Below are 22,221 nucleotides of genomic sequence, written 5' to 3'. Positions count from 1 at the left end.
CCTTATGCAAAAACATATCCTCTCGCTGGTAATCAGCGCACTTGTTGTCATGACTTTGGCAGCATGTTCTGGCAATGTAACGACTGTAGTTGTTGAGACTCCAGTATTAGAGCTCACTGCCGAAGGCCCTCTCTTTGAAGGTGCAAATTCCTCCACAGCTTCATGGGAGTTTGATGTCAATGATTTATTAGGGGAAGTTCAAGGGAAGGTTTCCAAAGCAAAAGTTGCTGCTGTGGAAATCACCTTGGTTGATGGAGATGAGCTGCCTGCATTGGAAAAAATGGTATTTGAGCTTACTTCACCAAATACATCCATGACCCGTGTGGGATTGCATGAAGGTGTATTTACAGCGGGACAGGCTGTTTCTTTGAATATAGCAGATAAGCAAGAGAACCTAGCCTCTGCCTTCAATGATGGGAGAATCACATTTGTAGGAGACTTTGATCTGCTAGAGGAAGAGTTTTGGGGCAATGTGCAATTTGTCGTGAAAGTTACCTTTGAACTTGGAATAAAATAATCAACACAAAACTCAAAATACCTATGAAAAAAATACTTGCAGTAGTAGCATTTCTATTCAGTAGTGCTTTTGTAATGGCCCAAGATGCAGATGCATTAGTTGGCGTTTGGGAGCCAGGGCACGGAAAAGCGCGTGTCAAAATTGATAATATTGATGGGAAGTATTATGGAAGAATCGTATGGCTAAAAGAACCGAATGATCCGAATACAGGCAAGCCAAAATTAGATGCCAATAATCCTGATGAAAGTATGAGAAATGTGCCTTTGAGGGGTTACAGAATCTTAAAAGATTTCACTTACAAAGGCAAAGGTGTTTGGGAAGATGGAACAATTTACGACCCTGAATCTGGAAATACCTATAGCTCCGTTATCACCATGAAGGATGAAAATACTTTAGATATCCGTGGCTTTGTCGGTGTCAAAACATTCGGTAGATCAGATACTTGGAGAAAGTTAAAAGTAAACTAATCTAGGTCTGTGATGAAGCTAAAAGTAATTTGTATGAGTATGGCCCTGTTTTTTGCAGGGCTTCTTCCATTGATGGCCCAAGATGATGATGACGAAGATTGGGATATTTATGGAGACTTGGAATTGGTAGATGACAGCAATGTCAAGCGCTATGCCAGGCCAACCATTGTGGGTTTGAGCCCAACCCGTTTTTTCAGCATATCCTACGATAGACAGCTGGGGTATGATATGAATTTATCCGCAGCTAGATTTCCGGCTAGTGGCAATTCGGGTTGGGGAGTAGATGAAGATGCTCCTGTGTCTGAGCGCGGGAGAGTGAATTTTACAGGAGGGATGCGTTTCAATTCAAACATACCTGTGATCTCTAAAAGTAACTTGGTTTGGCAAAGTGGTTTGAATTACATGCGTGTAGGTTATAGTATTTCAGACATACAAAGCCAGCCGGATGCCTCGGGGCTAACCCAGATTCTAGATGAGCGTGGATTGAATAACCTCAATTGGACCAATACCTTCTTTGTACCTATCAGTGAGCAAAACTTTTTCATTTTTCAGGGAGGTTTGGATATGAGCGGGGATTATTCTTGGGGTTTGCAGCCGTTTAATACCGTTCGATGGAGCTTGGCAGCAGTCTATGCCAAGCGTGTAAGTGAAAGCAAGCGTTGGGGTTTGGGACTTGCGCGAACCTATAGGGTTGGTAATTTGAATTATGTGCCCGTGGTGATGTACGATGTAACAAGTGCCGATAGAAAATGGGGTACAGAGATTCTTTTTCCAGCACGAGCCCATGGACGATACAATTTCAGCAAGAACTCATTGTTGCTATTTGGCTATGAATTGGAAGGACAATCGTATCGTATCAATGATTTCTCTGTAGGAAATAATAGCTACGAAATTAGAAGAGGCGAATTGCGTCCTAGGCTGGAGTTCCAAAAACAAGTTTCAGGACCTTTCTGGATGCATATCCAAGCGGGATATCGAATGGACTGGACATTCAATGCAGATGAGTTGGAAGGTAGTCGGGAGTTTTTCAGAGGCTTCTTTGGAACCCAGCAGTTTGGAATGGTCAACAGTCTTTCCAATGCGGTTTATTTCAATATTGGGATAAGTTTTGTAACGCTTTAAAAAACACAATAATTGAAGAAAAAAGCAGGGGAATCAGTGATGATTGCCTTGTTTTTTTAATTTCAGTCCTTAGTCCAATTTTCTAATACTATTTCTTCTAAATCAATAAAATGCTTTTCGTTGTTGGTTATTAATACCATTTTATTAACAATGGCACTTGAGCCAATAAGTAAATCGAAATCATCGACAACTCTTCCTATTTTTCTTAATCTAGCTTTTTCTTTTGCAAAAATATCAATGGCCTTAAAAATTGGGATGAGTTTTATGCGATTTTTAAATTCATTAATTATATCTCTGTTTTTTGCTGGGAATTCACTTTTCTCAGCGCCAAATTTTAATTCAGCAAGCGTTATTTCAGAAATATATAGGTTTTCAAAACCAATTTGGTCGAATTTCCCTACCAAGTTAAATCTTCCTTTTAGGAAGTAGATACAAATATTTGTGTCTAATAAGTATTTCATTAGAGGTCTTCAATGTTTCTTGAAGTGTATCTACTTGATCTTATTTCATCAATTATTTCCTCGGCGCTTTTATCTGATTCAAATGCTCCATAAAGCTTTTTCCAAGTATCATTACCAAGTTTTTCTGGGTTCTCAGAAATAGAGCTTGATATTTGATCAATAAGCTCTAGTTTAACCTTATCGCTCAAATTTTTGATCATCCCCATAAAGTTGTCGGCGATATCTAATTCATTTGTTTTCATAAGACAAATTTTTATAAATATACAAATTTTTAGCGATCTAGTATTATATGGGTTTACGTCTTAAATGATAAAAGATTGTCAAACTATATTCTTTTTCAAGGAGTCCACGCAACGAGCGCCACGAAATAACGCAACGAACGCAAGGAGCATCAGACCTAAATGAATTAAAAAAAAGCGGGTGTCAAAACACCCGCTTTTTTTTATCCAATCAAGTTCCCCTCTTCATCCCACTGAGCTACGGTGCCCCGCTCCTCGGGTTTGAGGTAGAGGTCCTTGTATTTTTCCGGGTATTCAAATCCATGTTTTTTCAGGACTTCATCGGGTACACCATCCCAGACATTTGGAGTATTTCCCTTATAGCCCATGTACTGAAATCCCTTTTCTGTCGTGAAATACCCCGTACAGGTGAGGTTACGCAAGATGTTAAAGAAATTTACCGCACCGGCTAATTCAGCGGGCGCTTTGTCAGGCCAAGCTATCAGGTCAATGACTTCCATACGCTCGGATTCGGAAAGAGTCAGAAATTTCTTTCCATAGTTGTCATCGCTGTAATTGTCCAGCCACATCAGCCCCCCACGCATGGGCGTTTGGAAGGGTGGATAATCTTTCATCATAAACTCTATGAAATCGGGGACATCTAGGTCTGTAGCGCTGACGCCATTTTCTCCGGCAGGCATGATAATGTCAACCAGCACATTGAGTTTTTTTCGTTCTTCCTCTGTGAAAAACACTTCTGAAAGTAAGCGTTGGTCATACGCAATTTCCTCAGCTGTTCGGGCACCGGGAGTTCCCCCAGCAATGCGTGGACTGTAATCTTCGACTTTATCTTTTGGGCTACAGTGCGTAAGCAAAAGGCCTGAAGCCAAGGATCCTGCAAATAGGAGTTTTAGGTTTTCTCTTCTGTTCATGGCTCCTACGATTAGATGTTTTTCTTTTTAAATTCTTCTACGATGTAATCACATGTTCTCCAAGCCAAAGCCATGATGGTCCAGGTTGGATTCTTGTCCGCCTGAGACACAAAAGGACCTGCATCCACTACAAAAAGGTTGTCGCAGTCATGTGCTTGACAGTTGCTGTTCAATACGGATGTATTGGGGTCATTCCCCATGCGGGTAGTACCTACCTCGTGGATGATTCGTCCTGGAGTGGCTAATCCATACAAGGTATCTGCACCGGGCTTGGTCCCCATCAAGATAGCGCCTGCTTCTGTGAGGATTTCTTCAAAGGTATCCTGCATGTGTTTGGCTTGCTTGATTTCCTGATCGGTCCACTTGTAGTGGAATTTCAAAACCGGAATTCCGAATTTATCGACCACCTTACTGTCGATTTCGCAATAGTTACTGTATTGAGGAATACTTTCGCCTCTTCCGGACATTCCTAGGGTAGTACCATAGAGACGACGGATATCTTTTTTCAATCCTTCTCCATAGCCTCCATTGGGGCTTGGATTTCCAAACTCGTCTTTGAGGTACTTACGCATGGTGTCCATGGCAAAACCTGTTCCATAGGATGGCATGGCCATTCCGCCCCAGTATTCAATGTGGTATCCTCGAGCGAAGTCCAATTTTTTGTTATCCAACCACCAAGGCGTGTAGACGTGCATGCCTCCGACTCCGTCTTCATTGTAGCGTTCTCTATCGACTAGTTCTGGCAAAATCCCCATTCTATCCGCACCGGTGGAATCGTGTACATATCTTCCGACCATGCCACTGCTATTCCCCACACCATTGGGATGCGATTTGGACTTGGAATTCATCATAATTCTAGCGGTCTCACATGCAGAAGCACCGAGTACCACCGCTCGAGCACGCAACTTGTATTCCTGCATATCCACTTTATTGATATAGGATACACCGGTAGCTTTTCCACTATCATCCGTAGTCACTGAGCGCACCATAGCGAAGGTGTATAAATCTACCTTTCCTTTTTGCATGGCGGGTTTTAATAATACCGAACCGGAAGAAAAATCGGCGTAAGCCTGACAGGCACGGTTGCACTGATTACAGAAAAAGCAAACCCCACGCTCATTGTTGATGGGTCTTGTCAACATTGACAAACGCGATGGGATCATTGGTACATTGGCTTTCTTCGCCCCTTTCATGGCATAAAGCTCGTGCAGCCTTGGCTTCAGAGGTGGTAAGAAAAATCCATCTGGTTCGTTGTAGATTCCTTCTTTGGAGCCAAATACACCAATCAATTTATCTACTTTGTCATAGTAAGGCTTCAGATCATCGTAACCGATAGGCCAATCATCTCCTAAGCCATCGATGCTTTTGCGTTTGAAATCATTTGGTCCAAAGCGCAGGGAAATCCTACCCCAGTGATTGGTCCGTCCTCCGACCATACGCGAGCGAAACCAGTCGAATTGTGTTCCTGGAGCTCTTGTATAAGGTTCTCCTTCGATATCCCAACCCCCAATAGCTTGGTCAAAATCTCCAAATGGCCTCACACGTGTACCAGATCCCCTTCTAGGAGATTCCCAAGGTGGCCTTAGCTGAGTCCGGTCTTCTTCTTTAGCAGGGTCAAAGTCCTGACCTGCTTCCATTACGGCTACAGATAACCCTGCTTCCGAGAGAATCTTGGAGGCCATGCCCCCTCCAGCACCGGAACCCACGATGATGACATCATACGCTTCACCGGATGATTTGATTTCAAAACTCATGTTTTATAAAATTTTTATAATTGTCCTGTAAGTTGTGTAAAAAAATATTCAAATCAAAAGCAATTCCTTCGAATTAATTTCATGAAGTTTGATCTTTTCCTTGGATTCTTGGTAGAAGCGGTGGGTTCTTTTTTAAAATGGAGCGATCTTCCAAGAAAAGGAAGCTTACAGCAATCCTTTCAAATGAGTCCACACGGTAGCAGCCACTATTTTTTGACCTTCGGCTGTGGGGTGAATGCCGTCGGGAAGATTTAAATCAGGGTCTCCAGCTACTCCTTCCAAAAGAAAGGGAATCAGGTACACTTGTTCCTCTTGGGCTACTTCTGGATAGATTTCAGCAAAACGTTGGGTGTATTCAGGCCCCATATTCGGTGGGATTTGCATGCCTGCTAAGATTAAGCGAGTTTCAGGATACTTTGAGCGTACCTTATTTAGGATGGCTTTGAGATTACTTTTGGTTTCGGCTAGGTCAATTCCCCGCAAGCCATCATTTCCTCCTAATTCTAATACAAATACCGCCGGTTCATCTTCTAGAAACCAATCCAAGCGACTGAGTCCGCTGGCACTCGTGTCTCCACTCAGGCCTGCATTGACTACTTTGTATTCCAAGCCTTCTTGTACGAGCTTCCCTCCAATGAGATATGGGAAAGTTTCATCCTCATCCAAGCCATAGCCGGCTGTCAGGCTATTGCCGAAGAAGAGTATGATAGGTTTTTTTGAGGTATCTGATAAATTATTTTCAACTATTTCATTTGATTTTTCAGAGGTAGGTTCATTCCCTGAACAGGCAGTGAGTAGGAATACTATTCCGCTTAAAAGGTATATCAAGTTACTTTTCATCGTTTTCTTTTTGAACTGAATCGAAATTTAAAGTTTTTTGTTCGCTATCTCCCATGATTATTTCTAATCATTTAAACCTTTTTACCGTTGGTATATGTTATTTTCATGAAAAATTATAAGAGCAAGCATGAGCATTCTTAGTGTACGTAATGTAAGAAAAACCTATCAAAGTGGCAGCAAACCTTTGACTGTATTAGACGATATTAACTTTGATATCCAGCCAGGGGAGCGATTAGCCATTGTTGGCCCATCGGGTAGTGGAAAAACCACCTTGCTAGGGTTATGTGCTGGTTTAGATTCTGCAAGTGCTGGTTCCGTAGTCCTTCATGGAAAGGCTATGGAGCAACTCAATGAGGATCAGCGTGCGGCAGTCAGAAGCCAATCTGTAGGCTTTATTTTTCAAAATTTTCAGCTACTTCCTACGCTTACAGCTTTAGAAAATGTGATGGTTCCCTTGGAGTTGAAAAAAAGAAAGGATGCCCGTGTCAAAGCGCTGGAATTACTCAAGCAAGTAGGGCTGGCTGACCGAGCCACGCATTATCCTACGCAATTATCCGGAGGGGAGCAACAGCGGGTTTCGATTGCACGTGCATTTGCCAATGAGCCTGCGATATTATTTGCCGATGAACCTACGGGAAATCTGGATACTGAGACGGGGGAGTTAATTGAGCAATTGATATTTGATTTGAATCGGGAGAAGGGTACTACGCTGGTGTTGGTGACCCACGATGTGGAGCTGGCCAAAAAAACCGACCGTATCATATCCATCAAAGGTGGCAAAATCCAGGAGGATCGACATGTTTGATGTTCGCTGGATTCTGACTATGGCTTTGCGGGATTTCAGGAAGAACTTCTCGCGGCTGTTATTATTTGTAGCGTCCATGATTGTGGGTATTGCGGCCTTGGTTGCTATTCACTCCTTTGGAGAAAACCTGAAAAAAGATATTGAAAACCAATCCAAGGAATTGGTAGGGGCTGATTTGGTGCTCAGCAATAACAAACCATTGGGCAAGCAGCCTACCGATTCTCTCGCTTTGGATCAGTCTAATGAAATCAACTTTGCCAGCATGGTAGCTTTTCCTGCAACTGGGGAAAGCAGACTGACGCAAGTGCGACTCCTAGAAGGAGATTTTCCTTTTTATGGTACCTTGGAAACGGTGCCAGTGGAAGCAGAACGTACCTTCCGTCAAGGAGGAAGGAAAGCCTTGGTGGAAAAGTTGCTGATGGCGCAGTTCAATGCTTCTGTCGGAGATTCCATTAAGGTAGGGGAGTTGACCTTTGTGATTGAAGGGGAACTTCAAAAAGTTCCTGGCCAAACAGGAATTGCAGCCACTGTTGCACCGGCTGTGTATATTCCCATGGAATATGGGGAGGCTACTGGTTTGATTCAATATGGCAGTCGCCTTCGTTTTCAACGCTATTATTTGTTTGAAGAAGGGTACGATGTGGAGGCGCTTTCGACGACTTATGAAGAGCTGTGGGAGGAAGATAGAGTAGATGCAGATACAGTCGAGGACCGCCGCAGACAGACGGGGCGCTCTTTTCAGAATTTATCAAATTTTTTGAGTTTGGTAGCGTTTATTGCCCTGCTCTTAGGTAGTGTGGGTGTTGCGAGTGCGGTGAATGTCTTTGTCAAAGAAAAATTAGCTTCTGTGGCAGTGCTGCGTTGCTTGGGTGTGAGTGCGGCAACGGCCATGTGGATTTATTTGGTGCAAATCATGCTGATGGGCCTTTTTGGTTCGGTAGTAGGAGCATTGGTAGGTTCGGGCTTGCAACTGATGTTACCAGCAGTTTTCGCAGATTTCTTGCCTGTGGATGTGAACATGAGTATTTCATGGTCTTCCATAGGATTTGGTTTGGTGACAGGCATGTTGGTATCGGTTTTGTTTGCCTTGCTGCCCTTGTTGAAAATCAGGCGCGTTTCTCCTATGGCGACCTTACGTCCAGAGTCCTCCGAGACGGGTTTTGGGAAGGATCCGCTGCGTTGGTTGGTGATTGTAGGGATTTTTGCATTTATCTTTGGATTTAGTTTCTTGCTCTTGAAAGACTGGAAAGCTGCCTTAGGGTTTACAGGTTTTGTAATAGTGGCTTTCCTGGCTTTATTCGCAGTGGCCTTGGGGATGATGTGGGCAATTCGTCGCTTTTTGCCTATCAGTCTCCGCTATACGGTCCGTCAATCGTTGGCAAACCTTTACCGTCCAAACAATCAGACGATTTCGTTGATAGCGACGATTGGTTTGGGTACGGCGATGATCAGCACGCTCTTTTTTGTTCAGAATCAATTGCTGGATGAGGCCCGCTTTGCGGATAAGGAAGATCAGCCGAATATGCTCTTGTTTGATATACAAAACCATCAGGTAGACCCTGTGGCGGATAAAATCTTGGCTAGGGGCTTACCCATTTTGCAGCGCGTACCGATTGTGACCATGGGTTTGGAATCTATCAATGGTTTGACTAAAAAAGGAAATGATACCTTGCCCGATGAGGATCGTCGCTCTAGGAGTTTGTATAACCGAGAGTTTCGGGTAACCTACAGGGACACTTTGATAACATCTGAACGTCTGGTCAAGGGGCAATTGCGTCCCTTTGAAAATCCAGGGGACACAGTATTTGTATCTTTGGACGAGAGTTACGCCATGCGAACGGGTATCAAAATGGGAGATCGCTTGGTATTCAATGTACAGGGAAGGCCTTTGACAACTTATGTGGGGAGTTTCCGGGAAGTGAAATTCAATCAGGTATCGACCAATTTCTTGGTGCTATTTCCGGAGAAGGTCTTGGAAAATGCTCCTAAATTCCATGTGTTGATTACGAAGACGAAGAATGATCGGCAGTCCGCAGATGTGCAGGCAGAGATTGTGCGGGAGTTTCCGAATATCTCGGTGGTGAATCTGGGGGCGATTGTGGAGACTTTAGAAGAAATCTTGGGTAAAATAAGTTTTGTGATTCAGTTCATGGCTTTTTTCTCCATTTTGACGGGTATTTTGGTGCTCATCAGTTCCTTGATCATCAGTAAGTATCAGCGTATGCGGGAGAGTATTTTGTTGCGGACCTTAGGGGCGAGCAGTCAGATGGTATCGAGTATCAATACACTGGAGTATTTCTTTTTGGGTTCTTTGGCTTCGTTGAGTGGGATATTGTTGTCATTCTTAGCAACGTTTTTACTGAGTAAGTATGTGTTTCAGTTGCCTTTCCGTGCGGCGTTCACAGAGGCTTTTGTGTTGTATGCGGTAATTACCTTCTTGGTGGTCCTCCTCGGCTGGCTCAACGGCTCCAAAATCATCCAAAAACCACCAATGGAAATCCTTCGGGGCAATGGGTAGGGCTGTCCACAGATTTCACGGATTGGCACAGATTTTTCTTTATTTGGCTATCTTTTGGAGAATAGCTGAGATTATGGTTCTGCTAGGTTTAGGTGTGTAGGTTTTTGAGAATGAGAAGGTTTTTTACTTTCAATCTACGTATCTGTGGATTTAACCACTAAAATGCTCCATTATTGATAAGCATTTACTGATTTGGGAAATTAGTCGTTTAAGTTATGGGTAGAATTAGGACTTTTTGGAATGTTTACCTTATTTGGTTTTAAAAAACATTCATTATGAATTTTATCCATAAATCAGAAACTTACAGGATTATCGGAGCTGCCATGGAGGTCCATAAAGCCTTAGGGAATGGTTTTTTAGAAAAAGTTTATCACGAGGCTCTCAAGATTGAGTTTGAGAGAAGTGATGTCAAGTTTACAGCCGAACATAAATTGCCAGTGATATATAAAGGTATAGTGTTGCCAACCTATTATTATGCTGATTTTCTTTGTTATGATACGATTATTGTTGAAATCAAAGCTTTATCAGAGTTAAGTTCAGAGCATTATTCACAGGTTTTGAATTATTTGAAAGCTAGTAAGTTAAAGGTGGGATTATTGATTAATTTTGGTTCCGAGTCTCTGGAATACAAAAGAATTATCCTTTGAATAAAGTGACCTTTGTTTATTTGATTACTAATGCTGTCCACAGATTTCACGGATAGGCACAGATGTTTTTTTATAGGAATTTTTTGGAGAATAGTTGAGATTGTGGTTAGGCTAGATTAGGTGTGTAGGTTTTTGAGAATGAGCGAGTTTTTTCTGTGTAATCTGAGCAATCTGTGGACCACACTAATCGAAATCGTAGGTATAAGTGGATTGTAGGATTTCGAGGACTACGGTGGAGTTGGTGGATTGGAGGACTTTCCATTCTTCTTGGATAGTGCCACCCCAGAAGCGGGTATTGATGCGGATAGAATTGCCGGTCCAGGTCCAAGTACCCGGATAATCTTCCATGATGACCGGTGGAGTCCCACAGAAGCCATTGATGCTCCTGCTGACCATACGCCCATTGGGTTGAAAAATATAACCATAGGTATCAGCGGGCAAGGGGTTGCGCTGATTTAATGTCAGGACGCTTCCTCGGGAATCACGGATTTCCCAAGCCCCCACAGGAAATGCCCCTACCAAGGGAATATCAATTCCATTTTCCATGCAACCGTTGAGGATTAATAAAAAGGCGAGTGAGAGCATCCATTTTTTCATAGGTGTAGTGGTTTTCTCTCTAGACGGTTATTAGTTTCGGATTGTCTCAGATATTTAAATTTTTTTCATCCCAACTTCATGCGAGCCTTTCATACCATGAGCTGTTGGCTGCCTTTTCATAAGCTTGGAATCCTACTATGGGAAGTTTCTTTTGAGGCTTCAAACTATCTCGTTGCTCTCACATACACCTCGTCTAATGCTTGTTCGGAATCTGCGAATATCGTCAAGGTGCTCCTGTCTGCTGATAGCTGAAATCTTCGGTTGGTGATAGCGCCGGGAGTATAATTTCTTTGAACCATTTCCTCGCGTGGAACAAAGAAGGAGCTAGGAATGCCCACTGGGGCATCAAATAATTCTTCCACTCTGAAACTAATCTGATCTTGAGTGGTGCGGAATGTGCCATTCCAAATGAGTTGGTACCCAAAGTTGGTACGCTCTCCTGGGTTTCGGAAAGCCCATACCCATGAATAGGTGCCATCACTGTTAAAAGTATAAGCAATTACGGAATTGGTGTTCAGGGTTTCATTCAAGCGAACAATTTCCCATGTTCCAACTAATTGGGGGTTAAATGCAGGATCTTTTTCTGTGCATCCAAAAATAAGCGCGAACCCAAGTAGCGCTAAAATCAAATTCATCTGTTTCATCAAGTAGCTGGATTAAGGTAATTTGTTGGAAGTTAGGTAGAAAATTTGAAATTTTTGCATCGTATTTTTAGCTTTTTAAGCAGGTTCACGCCACGGCCGCAAAGGTTTCACGCCACGTCCGCAACGTTGGTTTCTGTTATTAAAAATTACTGTTATCCGACTAAGATACGAAAATCTTGGCTCCTCCTTTCTTCTTTCCACATAGTGGATTCCGTCCGGCTCCTTTGAGAATATCTTTGCAAAGTGTAACTGTGGTCGAATCAACAATAGAAAAAAGATGAGATAGCTCCAAAAAGCTCCCCATCTTTCATTTTGGTACTATTCCAAGATCAAATTATTTTACCCAATTCCGTTTTCGGACGACAGTAATTAAAAATACTTAATATTTTTTTGAGAAGACTTTCCTTTTTACATGCCCATAATATATAGCCGCAACTTGTGCTGAGCTTGTCTAAGTAGGCATATATCAATTTATTTCGCGCACTTGTGCTGAGCTTGTCGAAACAAGCATATTTCACTTTTTTCATCCTTCATCCTTTACCATTCCAAATTCAGTAGGCCTCTTTTCTTTGCTTTTTAACTCCTAATTTCTTAATTTTAAAGAAAAAAATCATGCGAATACTTCTCATTCTATTTTTGGTAAGTTCGATTTTGTTTGCTTGTGGGACAAGTGAAACTGACTCCTCAACAGATGGGTCGTTTGAATTGATCATCATGGACTCCATTCGAGTGGATTATTTGGGGATGGCTAATTTGATGGATATCCACCCAGGATCTGAAAAAATTCTATTAATGAATGGACAAACTCGTGAGTTTGTCATAGCCGATTTTGATGGAAACGTTTTGCAAATATTCAGCAAATCAGGGGATATACCTGATAGCTATGGTGTTTTTCCAATAGGCGCAGGAAAGTTCGACCCTGACGGAAACTCATTTACTGTGATTTCTAATCAGGGTGTGTATACATACAGTCTGGATGGAATGCTCATCCATGGTGGAAAGCATCAGGAAAATGTAATGCCCTCATTCTCCGGAAGGGCCGCAGCTGATCAAGAGTTCTATTGGGTTGGGAATAGAATTCTGACTGTTGGAGCAGGAAGAGGGTCCATTCCGAGGAATTTACCTGAATTTTATAATACATACACTTCGTTAGCTTGGTTTGACACAACTGCCAGGAAAGTCGAATCATTCTTAACCTTTGATGAAAATAGCCTATTTAAAAATGGACAAGGACATGATATTGCCCATATGATTCCGCGAATGGCTTTTTCGGATCAACAACTGTATGTCATTCAAGGGGTAGAACCAGCTTTGAAAATTTATGCTTCCACAGCTCCTTATGAGTTGATCCGAAAGATTGATTTTGAGCTTCCAGATTATTATTACAATCAGGGAGAGGAGATGAAGTCCGTAGATCCACGGATGATCAGTCCAGATGCTTATTCTGGACTTTTTGAAAATCTTAAAACCACCAATGACTATGTTCTGACAACATTTTTCCCTGGTATACCAGAAATTCATCGAATGCCTTATGAAGGATTGCCTTGGATGGAGATGATTCCTGCCATGAGGAAAGATTTTCCTCCCCGGATGTTGGTGCTAACCAAAGAAGGGGATTTGTTGGATGATGTTGTTTTACCTGCGAATCTGAGGGATAGACAGTGGCTTGTTAGAGATGAGCAACTTTGGTTTCTTAAGCCAACCAACTTAGATGAAGAGGAAGACTTTCTGACCATCTACCAAGTGAAAATTTCCAGAAATTAGTATTCTCTGATCAGTTTTCTTCCACTGTTTCTACCATTCTCTATGGAGATACCTTATTGTATCAGCTAGACCCAGTTAAAAATTTTGAGTTGGTCCATGCGATAAGCCTCCCTAGAATCACTCCCGATCAAATCAAAGAGGTTTCCATGGATCAGGCAGACCTACATGAAACTGAAAATGACTATCAATCTTACCCCATCTATGAGCTTCGTGAGAAGGTTCAAGACTAATAAGGAATCCTACTTTCCAGTAAGTATCTTCTTGACTTGAGCCAGAGGAATGGCCCAAGGAGTATTTATCCTTGGGTATATTGACAATATATTTTTCATTTTATGAATTATATTGCAGATTTGCACAAAGGAAAAAAGCATGACTCTAGCACTTACCTCGCTTCGGCTGATCACACCCCAAGGAATCCTTCCACCAAAGAATTACATTATTAGAGACGGCATCTTCGCCGCATCCATTTCCAATGATGCGATTGTGGATTCGAGTATTGATTGCTCAAAGTTTTTTGCGTCTATGGGTTGGATAGATCTACGCTGTATGTCAGGAGAGCCTGGTGAGGAATACAAAGAGTCTTTAGATACCTTGGGGAGAGTATTGAAAGTCAGTGGATTTGCCAAAGCAGTGGTTTTACCCAACAACCATCCAGTCACCCAAACCAAAAACGAAGTTGAATTTCTAAAATCCAAAGCTGCCCACTGGTTGACAGAATTGATTGTTCATGCGAGCGTAACCAAGGATGCCAAGGGCGAGGATTTTACAGATATTTTGGATTTACATGCCCAAGGGGTACGGATTTTCGGAGATGGTATCAAGCCCTTATCGAACCCTGATCGCTTAATGAAAACCTTGCAGTATTTGCAAAAATTTGATGGCATCCTCTTCGACCACAGCTATGATCCATTGATTGCCATGTTTGGTCAGATGCATGAGGGCGCAATCTCAACCCAATTAGGCTTCAAAGGATTGCCAAATTTAGCAGAGGATATTTCGGTTCAGCGGAATCTTGAAATTCTACGATACACTGGGGGTAGGCTTCACTTTCAAACTATCAATACAGCCAAATCTGTAGAATTGATTCGCCAAGCTAAAAAGGAAGGACTGAATGTTACTGCTGATGTCTCTATCTATCAATTGATATTTTCAGACGCAGATTTGATGAGTTTTGACTCCAATTTCAAAGTGGTTCCACCACTAAGAAGTTTAGAAGATAGAAATGCCCTGATTGAAGGTTTAAAAGATGGGACTATTGATGCCCTTGTATCCAACCATCAGCCACAGGATTTGGATGCTAAGCAAGTGGAATTTGATTATGCCAGTCCTGGGATGATTGGTTTACAGGCCTTTTTGCCTGCTTTGGTCAGTTTATCAACCGAGTTGCCTTGGGAACTGCTTATTGAAAAAATCACCACAGGGCCGGCTCAGGTTCTTGGTCTTCCTATTCAATCTGACACACTAACAATATTTGACACGGAAGAAATATGGGATTACAATGCCCAAAGCAATGAAAGTTTATCTTTCAATCATCCTTGGTGGAATACAACATTGAAAGGAAAAGTGAAGTATATGTTGGGTAAAGGAAAGTTTGAACAATTTTCATGAATAGCTATTTAGAGTCCTCCTATAAGTTTGCCCTGATTGGTGGCGGCTTTTGTTTGATTGCCTTTATTCTGTTTGGAAGCTTGGGTTATGATGCAGCCAACTTTTCCATGTTGTTAGGCTATATACTTACACCTGTTTTTCTTTTTTTAGGCATTCGGTTTTTTAAAAGATATTATAACGAAGGTTACTTGAGTTTTGCCCATGGCATGTCTGTTGGTTTTTTGATTTACATGGGTATTGCGTTGGTTTCGGGTATAGGTATTTTGATTTATTTATTGCTGAATCCAGAGGCTTTCGAGACCTTGAAGGCGCTGAAATTGCAAGTTTTAGAAGTAAATGAGGAGATGATCAAAAATCAAGTGGGGGAGGAGTCTTTTACGATTACTTTGAAAAATGTACAGCAAATGAAGCCTTTAGATATAGCTCTTAATGATTTTCTTTGGAAAATTGTTCCAGGACTATTTTTTACTATCATAATTTCGATAATTTTAAGAAAAAATAAGGTCTAATATGGAAAATCAACAAACTCCTTTTCAAGCAGGCTTAAATGCCGGTATTATCTTAGGTGTCGTTAGTCTATTAATCACCTTTGTTACCTACTTTATAGAGCCAACAGCAATTGTGGCAGGTACAAATCAGTTTATTCAGTTTGGTCTTGCATTGGGCATTTTGATTTACTTGGGTATACAATACCGTAAATCTATCGGAGGCTATATGGAGTTTGGTCCTGCTTTTAATTTTAGTTTTGTTGCATTGCTTGTCTCCATTATTTTGGGGACGGTAGGCTTACAGCTGCTCTATAATGTAATTGATCCCTCTCTACCAGGGGTGCTTACGGAGGCTCAACTCGAAAGTGTGGTCAGCATGACGGAGCGTTTCGCCGGAGAAGGAGCACTTACCTCTGCGCAGCTTGACGAAATGCGTCAAGGTATCGAATCCGGATATACCCTGTCAGGACAATTAAAAGCAGTAGGTATTGCATCCATAGTGTATGCTATTTTAGCTTTAATTGTAGGTGCTATCCTTAAAAAAAGAGATAAGTCTTTAGATTACTAATCAAAAATATGCACATCGATATATCTGTTATCATTCCTGTTTTTAATGAGGAGGAATCTCTTCCCGAGTTATACAATTGGTTGCAGCGGGTGATGACAGATCATTCTTTTGCCTATGAGTTGCTGTTTATAGATGACGGGAGTAACGATGCATCCTGGGACGTCATCCAAAAGTTAGCCCAGCTCGACCCTCAGGTGAAAGCCATTTCTTTTGCAAGAAACTTTGGGAAGTCTGCCGCCCTCGATATGGGTTTTGCAGTTGCTTCAGGAGAGGTAGTCATTACCATGGATGCAGATTTGCAGGATAGCCCTGATGAAATTCCTGCCTTGTATGACATGATTCAGAAGGAAGGCTATGAAGTAGTTTCCGGGTGGAAGAAAAAGCGCTTAGACCCAATTAGTAAAACCATACCTTCTCGGTTTTTTAATGGAGTTACCCGATGGATTTCAGGCATCAAACTCCATGATTTCAACTGTGGGCTCAAAGCATACAGCAAAAAAGTTGTTAAAAATATCCACATCTACGGAGAAATGCACCGCTATATTCCCCTCATTGCCAAATGGCAGGGATTTACCAAAATTGGTGAAAAAGTAGTCGAGCATAGGCCTAGAAAATATGGAGTTACCAAATTTGGTTGGGAGCGATTTATCAATGGATTCCTAGATCTTATTTCTGTTTCCTTTGTGCATCGCTACAAAAAGAAGCCCATGCACTTCTTTGGTACATTAGGTACCATCTCTTTTTTAACGGGTTTTTTTATTACCGTATGGTTGGTATGGAAAAAGCTATATGGACTAGCCAATCAATTGCCTGTACGTGAGATTACGGCGCAACCCTTGTTCTTTTTGGCCTTAGTTGCATTGATTGTGGGAGTTCAGCTGTTTTTAACCGGTTTTCTAGCAGAATTGATGGCTTCTAATAATAGTCGAAAAGCAGATTATACCATTGAGTCCAAGCTTAATTTCAAAGACTGATGTTTTTCTCCATTGTCATACCGGTATATAATCGGCCTGATGAAATCCGTGAATTACTGGAAAGTTTACGGATGCAAGAGATGAGTAATTTTGAGGTTATAGTAATAGAGGATGGCTCTGAAAATACCTGCGAAGCCATCGTCAAGTCCTTTGAAAAAGACATTCAAATTACCTATCAATGGATTGAAAATGTCGGTCAAGGTTTTGCCAGAAATAGAGGTGCAGCGCTTGCCAAGGGAGATTATTTTATCTTTTTCGATTCTGATTGTATTATTCCGTCTGACTATTTGACCAAAGTTGAATCAGCTATTCGGGAACGAAGGTTGGATGCTTTTGGAGGTCCAGATGCTGCCCACGAGGATTTCTCTATCCTTCAAAAAGCCATGGATTATGCTATGACCTCTTTTTGGACTACAGGAGGTATCCGAGGGAAGTTACAAGACCCTAGTAAATACCAGGCTAGGGGCTATAATATGGGTTTTTCCAGAGAAGTCTTTGAAAAAACTGGAGGCTTTATTGATCCCAATCAGGGGGAAGATATAGAACTCAGTATTCGGATTAAAAAGGCTGGGTTTAAATTAGAGCTGATTGCCGATGCTTTTGTGTATCATAAGCGGAAATCAGGAATAATTGCATTTATCAGGCAAGGATTCAGCTTTGGTAGGAATCGTGTGAATGTATCTACGTATCATCCAGAGGCCATAAAGTTGGTGCATTTGCTACCGTTGGCTTTTTTATTGTTTTGTTTGTCCATGCTAGTGATGGCATGGTTGTCACCTACGCTGTTTTATCTGCAATTACTAGTTTTTAGCTTTTGGTTAGGCTTGATTTTTTACGGTGCTACAATTCAGCACAATAATCCTATTGTTGGATTATTAGCTATCCCACTTTCTATTGCCCAATTATCAGCTTATGCAAAAGGGCTAGCTTGGGCTTGGCTGCGCAAATCATAAACCTTTTTTACAGTAGAAAATAATTTCCTGAGGAGGAAGGGCATGTCTTTTGACAAGTTTTGGATCCAATTGCAGGACAAATAGGTTTTCCTCCACAAGCAATCCTGATTGACTCAAGCGTTTGGCGTAGTCTTTCCCGTATTTCCGCACATGGTCCCGCTGACCAAATAAACGCTCTCGTTCTCGGGGATCTGTGATGCTTTTGTCTTCGATAGTCTCTTCAAGATCATAAACGGGACTTTGGATTATTCCCCAACCATTGGGTTTCAACACGCGATTAATTTCTTTACAAGCTAGGATATCATCATCCACATGTTCCATGACATGATTACAAAAAACCACATCAAAGGAATTGTCTTCAAAAGGGATTTGATGCACATCCATTTTGACCGTTGCCAAAGGCGATTCAATATCTCCTGTGATGTAATTCAAGTTTGGTAAAGCCTGCATGCGTTCAATAAAGCAAAGTTCAGGAGCAATATGAAGGACTTTCAACGAAGCAGTGAAAAAGTTGGTTTTTTGTTGCAAAAATAGCCACATCAATCGATGCCTTTCCAATGCCAAGCAATTGGGGCAAAGTGCATTTTCTCGAGCCTTTCTTCCATAAGGTAGAAATTTCCGAAATTGGCTATCACAAACATTGCATTGCACCATATTGCCCGTGTAAAAGATGGCTAATACGCGGAGAAAAAAATGAGAAACGAGCTGTAAGTATTTTCTTGGAATATACCGGATGACAAAACTGATTACTGCTTTCATAAAGACAAATTACTGTTCAAAAATTAGAAAAGCCTAACCTAAGGTCTCATTTTCTGAGAGAGGATCCCATTGAATTAAGAATTTTTAAGACTAATTCGTTCGGTAATTAATAAAAAATGCGATATTGTAACCCGAATCAGCTAATCAACTATTAGAGAATGATATGAAGAAACTGTTTACACTCTGCATCGTAGGTTTTTTATGGATAGGCAATCCAGTATCAGCACAAGATAAAATAAGGTATAACCTCGAAGAAGTAGTTGCCCGAGCCAAAGCCTTGTCTCCGGAATCTCTTCGGATTCAAACGCAGCGGGAAAATATGTATTGGAGATATCGCTTTTTTCGTTCCAATTATAATCCCCAATTACGTTTGAATGGGATTTTGCCTAGTTTCAGACAAGAATTTACAGCGATAACTCAACCGGATGGTGATATCCAATTTTTGAATATCCGACAGAACCTGATGGATGTTGGGCTCGGTTTACAGCAGGTGGTAGCTCCAACGGGAGGGTTGTTGTCGGTCAATACGTCGACCAACCGATTTGATAACTTTGAAAGTGTCGGTGGTACTACTACTCGTTGGCAAGGGGTACCGGTTAATGTGCGCTTGGACCAACCAATCTTCGCTTACAATCGCTTCAAGTGGGATAAAAAGATCGAACCTCTGATTTTTGAAGAGAGTAAGCGGGAATATGTGGAAGAAATGGAGCGGTTGAGTGCTTTTTCAACCTCCTTGTTTTTTGATTTGCTAGATGCACAAGTGAATTTTGAAATTGCCATGGCCAACTTGACCAATAATGAGGAGATTTTACGCATTGAACGTGCGCGGTATGAGATGGGTGTGACTTTTGAAGATAAATTACTGCAGACAGAGTTGAATTTTCTCACAGCTAAGCAAGAAGCCGCCCAGGCGCGGGTAAATATGGAGACCAGCGCTTTGGCTTTGAAAAGTAATTTGGGGTTTAGCGAAAGTGCCGATATTTCTTTGGAGATGCCTGAAAATATCAATGATTTTTTGGTGGACGTGAATCTGGCTTTGGAGTTTGCGTATCAAAATCGTGCGCAGTCTTTGGGATTTGACCGCAGAAGAACGGAAGCAGATGCTCAATTAGCTCAAGCGAGAGGGGAACAATTTCAAGTAAATTTGTCTGCGAGCTATGGTTTCAATAATGCAGCCCTTACTTGGCAGGAAATCTACACTAATCCCAATACGCAAGCCTTGGTCAATTTGGCGGTATCCGTGCCGATTTTGGACTGGGGAAGAAATAAAGCTAGGATGTCATTGGCTCAAGCCAACAAGAACTTGGTGGAGTACACCGTAGAGCAGGATTTGATCAATTTTGAGCAGGAGATTTTCACGAAGGTAAAAAACTTTGAGGTATTAAAGGAGCGCCTGAGTATTTCCAAAACAGCATCCTCCGTTGCTCAGCGACGCTATGAATCTGCTTTGAAGCGGTATCAAACCGGGAATGTTTCTCTCACAGACTTAGATATTGCTCAGCGAGACAAAGATAGCAATCAGCGGGCTTATATCCGTGCGCTCAGAGAATATTGGTTGGCTTATTATGAACTGAGACAGCTGACACTATTTGATTTTGAGAGTGGTACGCTACTCTATGAGCCTGGAGCGTAGGGGGTGTGAACAGTGGACAGTGAGCAATTATAGTTGACAGTTAGCAGTGAACAGTTAGGTCCTAGCTAAGCGCTACTATGTACCAAGTACCAAGTACAAAGTACCATGTACCAAGTAGGGATTCAGGTAATAAATAGGAGTAATTGTATTTTAACCAATAGCCGAACCGTTGACAGTCGACAGTTGACCATAGTACTAATCACTCAATCAACTAATCACTAACATGTACCAAGTACCAAGTACAATGTACCATGTAGGGATTTGGGTAGTAGAAATAAGAAACAAGAAACAAGAGTCAAGAAACAAGAATTAATATCTTTTAGATAAGAATGCAAGTTGAAATGAAACTTTTCCAACGTTTGATTAGAAGTAAGTTAAAGCTGAAACTGTGAACAGAACTTTGGAAAAGTTATTCTAAACTAAACGACATCAAAACCAGAGTCAAAACACAGTTCGTTTATAGGGCTGGTTTTTTCTTTTATTATAAGAATTGTTCACTACTCATTGTTCACTAACCAATCACTGTTCACTACTCACTACTCACTGTTCACTTCCAACCTCATCCTTTCTTCTTATAATTCCCTTGCGTTTTTAGCTGATTACGGTTTCTTTTCGCTTTGGAGTTTTTGTTGCCTCGGGGAGCTTTGGCTTGGGGGTTGGATTTTGGACGGGCTTTTTTCTCGTGGAAGGCACCCTTGTAATCAGGATTGTCTTTCTTTTTCTGTCCGTCTATCTCCCGTGCATAGGCCTGCTTTTCTTCAAAAGGAGTTTCAGGAACTTTGACTTCTGCCGGGATTTGAATAACAGGAACTTCCATTCGGATGATTTCCTCGATTCTTTGAAAATGAAACTCTTCTGCTGGATTCACAAATGTAATGGCAAAACCGTCATTTTCCGCCCGACCAGTTCTTCCAATTCTATGTACATAATCTTCATAAATCAAGGGAACATCAAAATTGATCACATGACTGACCATGGAAATGTCGAGCCCTCTGGCAGCCACATCCGTAGCGACAAGAATCCTTATTTCTCCTGATTTAAAATCTTCAATAGAATTGATTCGGGTGTTTTGACCTTTGTTGGCATGGATGACTCGAATAGTACCCATGTCTTTTCGATCCAAGTAGCTGAATACTGATTCTGCATTCTTCCTAGACTTCGTGAAAATGATCACACGCTCTAAGGAAGTGTCTTCTAAAAGGTGGGTTAGTAGGTTGATTTTGGTTTTGATATTTGGTACCATATATTTCACCTGATGTACCGTGTCGGCTGTCATGGCTTCAGGTGAAACCTCTATGCGTTCTGGAAACTCTAAAAATTCGTGAGACAAGCGTTCTACTTTGCCTCCAAAAGTGGCAGAGAATAGTAGGTTTTGGCGTTTGACAGGGATTACTTCCAGGATCGCTCTGATTTGCCCCATGAATCCCATGTCCAACATTTTATCTGCTTCATCCAGGATCATCGTTTTAAGTTCCTTGGTGAAGATTTCTCCTTTGGTGTACAAGTCTAAAAATCTGCCAGGAGTAGAGATGATAATATCAACACCCTCCTGAATTTTTTCAATCTGCGTTTTCGGTCCCAATCCGCCAAACAAGCAAACGTATCGGATATCGGTGTATTTACCAAAAGTCTGCACAGCCTCCTCGATTTGCATAACTAACTCTCTGGTGGGAGCCAAGATTAATGCACGGGGATGCATGCCTTGTGCATATTTGACTTTCATCAACAAAGGCAACACATAGGCAGCAGTCTTTCCTGTGCCCGTTTGTGCTATTCCCAATACATCATGTCCGGCCAAAGCCAACGGAATGGCCTGCTCTTGAATAGGAGTTGGTTTGGAGTATCCAGCATCCTTGATGGCTTCCAACAACTGCTTGTTGAGTTTAAACTGGTCAAAAGTGGGGGATGTACTGGACATGAGTTGGTGTGTTTAGAATATTTTTTTTTAGTTG

23 protein-coding genes are annotated in these 22,221 nt (G+C 41.6%); 14 read left to right on the top strand and 9 right to left on the bottom strand.

Features of this window, described 5'->3' with window-relative positions; genetic code table 11:
• Window positions 1-4 precede the first annotated feature (4 nt).
• Genes ACXIUD_RS08030 through ACXIUD_RS08020 form a run of 3 tightly spaced genes read left to right on the top strand, consistent with a single transcriptional unit; the run spans window position 5 to window position 2,106 of the window.
• Window positions 5-517, top strand: coding sequence for a hypothetical protein (locus tag ACXIUD_RS08030; RefSeq protein WP_458052107.1), 513 nt, complete (start codon window positions 5-7; stop codon window positions 515-517).
• A gap of 23 nt (window positions 518-540) precedes the next feature.
• Window positions 541-984, top strand: coding sequence for a DUF2147 domain-containing protein (locus ACXIUD_RS08025; RefSeq protein WP_458052106.1), 444 nt, complete (start codon window positions 541-543; stop codon window positions 982-984).
• 12 nt (window positions 985-996) lie between these two features.
• The gene (locus ACXIUD_RS08020; RefSeq protein WP_458052105.1) at window positions 997-2,106 is read left to right on the top strand and encodes a DUF6268 family outer membrane beta-barrel protein; all 1,110 of its coding nucleotides are present in this window, start codon (window positions 997-999) and stop codon (window positions 2,104-2,106) included.
• Window positions 2,107-2,168: 62 nt separating this feature from the next.
• On the opposite strand, the gene ACXIUD_RS08015 is transcribed toward ACXIUD_RS08020, so the two are convergent.
• The 5 genes from ACXIUD_RS08015 to ACXIUD_RS07995 all read right to left on the bottom strand — a co-directional run bounded on the left by ACXIUD_RS08015 (window position 2,169) and on the right by ACXIUD_RS07995 (window position 6,311).
• Window positions 2,169-2,567 (bottom strand): PIN domain-containing protein, encoded by a 399-nt coding sequence (locus ACXIUD_RS08015; RefSeq protein ID WP_458052104.1) that lies wholly within the window; start codon window positions 2,565-2,567, stop codon window positions 2,169-2,171.
• Window positions 2,567-2,809 carry a hypothetical protein gene (locus ACXIUD_RS08010; protein WP_458052103.1) on the bottom strand — a complete coding sequence of 81 codons (243 nt, stop codon included), beginning with the start codon at window positions 2,807-2,809 and terminating at the stop codon, window positions 2,567-2,569. The genes ACXIUD_RS08015 and ACXIUD_RS08010 overlap by 1 nt, the downstream gene beginning before the upstream one ends.
• Window positions 2,810-3,009: 200 nt before the next feature.
• Window positions 3,010-3,717 (bottom strand): gluconate 2-dehydrogenase subunit 3 family protein, encoded by a 708-nt coding sequence (locus tag ACXIUD_RS08005; RefSeq protein WP_458052102.1) that lies wholly within the window; start codon window positions 3,715-3,717, stop codon window positions 3,010-3,012.
• Window positions 3,718-3,728: 11 nt separating this feature from the next.
• Window positions 3,729-5,471 (bottom strand): GMC family oxidoreductase, encoded by a 1,743-nt coding sequence (locus ACXIUD_RS08000; RefSeq protein WP_458052101.1) that lies wholly within the window; start codon window positions 5,469-5,471, stop codon window positions 3,729-3,731.
• Window positions 5,472-5,636: 165 nt separating this feature from the next.
• Window positions 5,637-6,311, bottom strand: a complete 675-nt coding sequence (locus ACXIUD_RS07995) for an arylesterase (protein WP_458052100.1) — start codon at window positions 6,309-6,311, stop codon at window positions 5,637-5,639.
• A 127-nt stretch (window positions 6,312-6,438) separates the two neighbouring features.
• Between ACXIUD_RS07995 and ACXIUD_RS07990 the strand changes: the two genes are divergently transcribed.
• The 3 genes from ACXIUD_RS07990 to ACXIUD_RS07980 all read left to right on the top strand — a co-directional run bounded on the left by ACXIUD_RS07990 (window position 6,439) and on the right by ACXIUD_RS07980 (window position 10,281).
• Window positions 6,439-7,116: an ABC transporter ATP-binding protein gene (locus tag ACXIUD_RS07990; RefSeq protein ID WP_458052099.1), complete on the top strand. Its 678-nt coding sequence runs from the start codon at window positions 6,439-6,441 to the stop codon at window positions 7,114-7,116.
• On the top strand, window positions 7,109-9,634 hold the full coding sequence (locus ACXIUD_RS07985) for an ABC transporter permease (protein ID WP_458052273.1): 2,526 nt from the start codon (window positions 7,109-7,111) through the stop codon (window positions 9,632-9,634). The genes ACXIUD_RS07990 and ACXIUD_RS07985 overlap by 8 nt, the downstream gene beginning before the upstream one ends.
• A gap of 275 nt (window positions 9,635-9,909) precedes the next feature.
• Window positions 9,910-10,281 (top strand): GxxExxY protein, encoded by a 372-nt coding sequence (locus ACXIUD_RS07980; RefSeq protein ID WP_458052098.1) that lies wholly within the window; start codon window positions 9,910-9,912, stop codon window positions 10,279-10,281.
• A gap of 183 nt (window positions 10,282-10,464) precedes the next feature.
• Here ACXIUD_RS07980 and ACXIUD_RS07975 read toward each other — a convergent pair whose 3' ends face one another.
• On the bottom strand, window positions 10,465-10,878 hold the full coding sequence (locus ACXIUD_RS07975) for a hypothetical protein (RefSeq protein WP_458052097.1): 414 nt from the start codon (window positions 10,876-10,878) through the stop codon (window positions 10,465-10,467).
• A gap of 164 nt (window positions 10,879-11,042) precedes the next feature.
• On the bottom strand, window positions 11,043-11,522 hold the full coding sequence (locus ACXIUD_RS07970) for a hypothetical protein (protein ID WP_458052096.1): 480 nt from the start codon (window positions 11,520-11,522) through the stop codon (window positions 11,043-11,045).
• Between the two features lie 612 nt (window positions 11,523-12,134).
• On the opposite strand from ACXIUD_RS07970, the gene ACXIUD_RS07965 reads away from it, so the two are divergent.
• From ACXIUD_RS07965 to ACXIUD_RS07935, 7 genes are all read left to right on the top strand, one after another.
• Window positions 12,135-13,286: a hypothetical protein gene (locus tag ACXIUD_RS07965; protein WP_458052095.1), complete on the top strand. Its 1,152-nt coding sequence runs from the start codon at window positions 12,135-12,137 to the stop codon at window positions 13,284-13,286.
• 56 nt (window positions 13,287-13,342) lie between these two features.
• Window positions 13,343-13,516 (top strand): hypothetical protein, encoded by a 174-nt coding sequence (locus ACXIUD_RS07960; RefSeq protein WP_458052094.1) that lies wholly within the window; start codon window positions 13,343-13,345, stop codon window positions 13,514-13,516.
• 139 nt (window positions 13,517-13,655) lie between these two features.
• On the top strand, window positions 13,656-14,894 hold the full coding sequence (locus ACXIUD_RS07955) for a dihydroorotase (protein ID WP_458052093.1): 1,239 nt from the start codon (window positions 13,656-13,658) through the stop codon (window positions 14,892-14,894).
• On the top strand, window positions 14,891-15,403 hold the full coding sequence (locus tag ACXIUD_RS07950) for a DUF4199 domain-containing protein (protein ID WP_458052092.1): 513 nt from the start codon (window positions 14,891-14,893) through the stop codon (window positions 15,401-15,403). The genes ACXIUD_RS07955 and ACXIUD_RS07950 overlap by 4 nt, the downstream gene beginning before the upstream one ends.
• Window position 15,404: 1 nt before the next feature.
• On the top strand, window positions 15,405-15,950 hold the full coding sequence (locus ACXIUD_RS07945) for a DUF4199 domain-containing protein (protein ID WP_458052091.1): 546 nt from the start codon (window positions 15,405-15,407) through the stop codon (window positions 15,948-15,950).
• Between the two features lie 8 nt (window positions 15,951-15,958).
• Window positions 15,959-16,924 (top strand): glycosyltransferase family 2 protein, encoded by a 966-nt coding sequence (locus ACXIUD_RS07940; protein WP_458052090.1) that lies wholly within the window; start codon window positions 15,959-15,961, stop codon window positions 16,922-16,924.
• Window positions 16,924-17,877, top strand: coding sequence for a glycosyltransferase (locus ACXIUD_RS07935; protein WP_458052089.1), 954 nt, complete (start codon window positions 16,924-16,926; stop codon window positions 17,875-17,877). The genes ACXIUD_RS07940 and ACXIUD_RS07935 overlap by 1 nt, the downstream gene beginning before the upstream one ends.
• Here the strand turns inward: ACXIUD_RS07935 and ACXIUD_RS07930 are convergent.
• Entirely contained in the window at window positions 17,872-18,636 is a 765-nt protein-coding gene (locus tag ACXIUD_RS07930) for a class I SAM-dependent methyltransferase (protein WP_458052088.1), read from the bottom strand. The two genes, ACXIUD_RS07935 and ACXIUD_RS07930, sit on opposite strands and share 6 nt — an antisense overlap.
• Window positions 18,637-18,799: 163 nt before the next feature.
• On the opposite strand from ACXIUD_RS07930, the gene ACXIUD_RS07925 reads away from it, so the two are divergent.
• Window positions 18,800-20,269, top strand: a complete 1,470-nt coding sequence (locus tag ACXIUD_RS07925) for a TolC family protein (RefSeq protein WP_458052087.1) — start codon at window positions 18,800-18,802, stop codon at window positions 20,267-20,269.
• A gap of 559 nt (window positions 20,270-20,828) precedes the next feature.
• Here the strand turns inward: ACXIUD_RS07925 and ACXIUD_RS07920 are convergent.
• Window positions 20,829-22,187: a DEAD/DEAH box helicase gene (locus tag ACXIUD_RS07920; RefSeq protein ID WP_458052086.1), complete on the bottom strand. Its 1,359-nt coding sequence runs from the start codon at window positions 22,185-22,187 to the stop codon at window positions 20,829-20,831.
• Between the last annotated feature and the right edge of the window lie 34 nt (window positions 22,188-22,221).

Source organism: Mongoliitalea sp. (assembly GCF_054166905.1).
The sequence above is the reverse complement of the archived record's forward strand: the minus strand, read 5'-3'. Positions and strand labels throughout refer to the sequence as shown.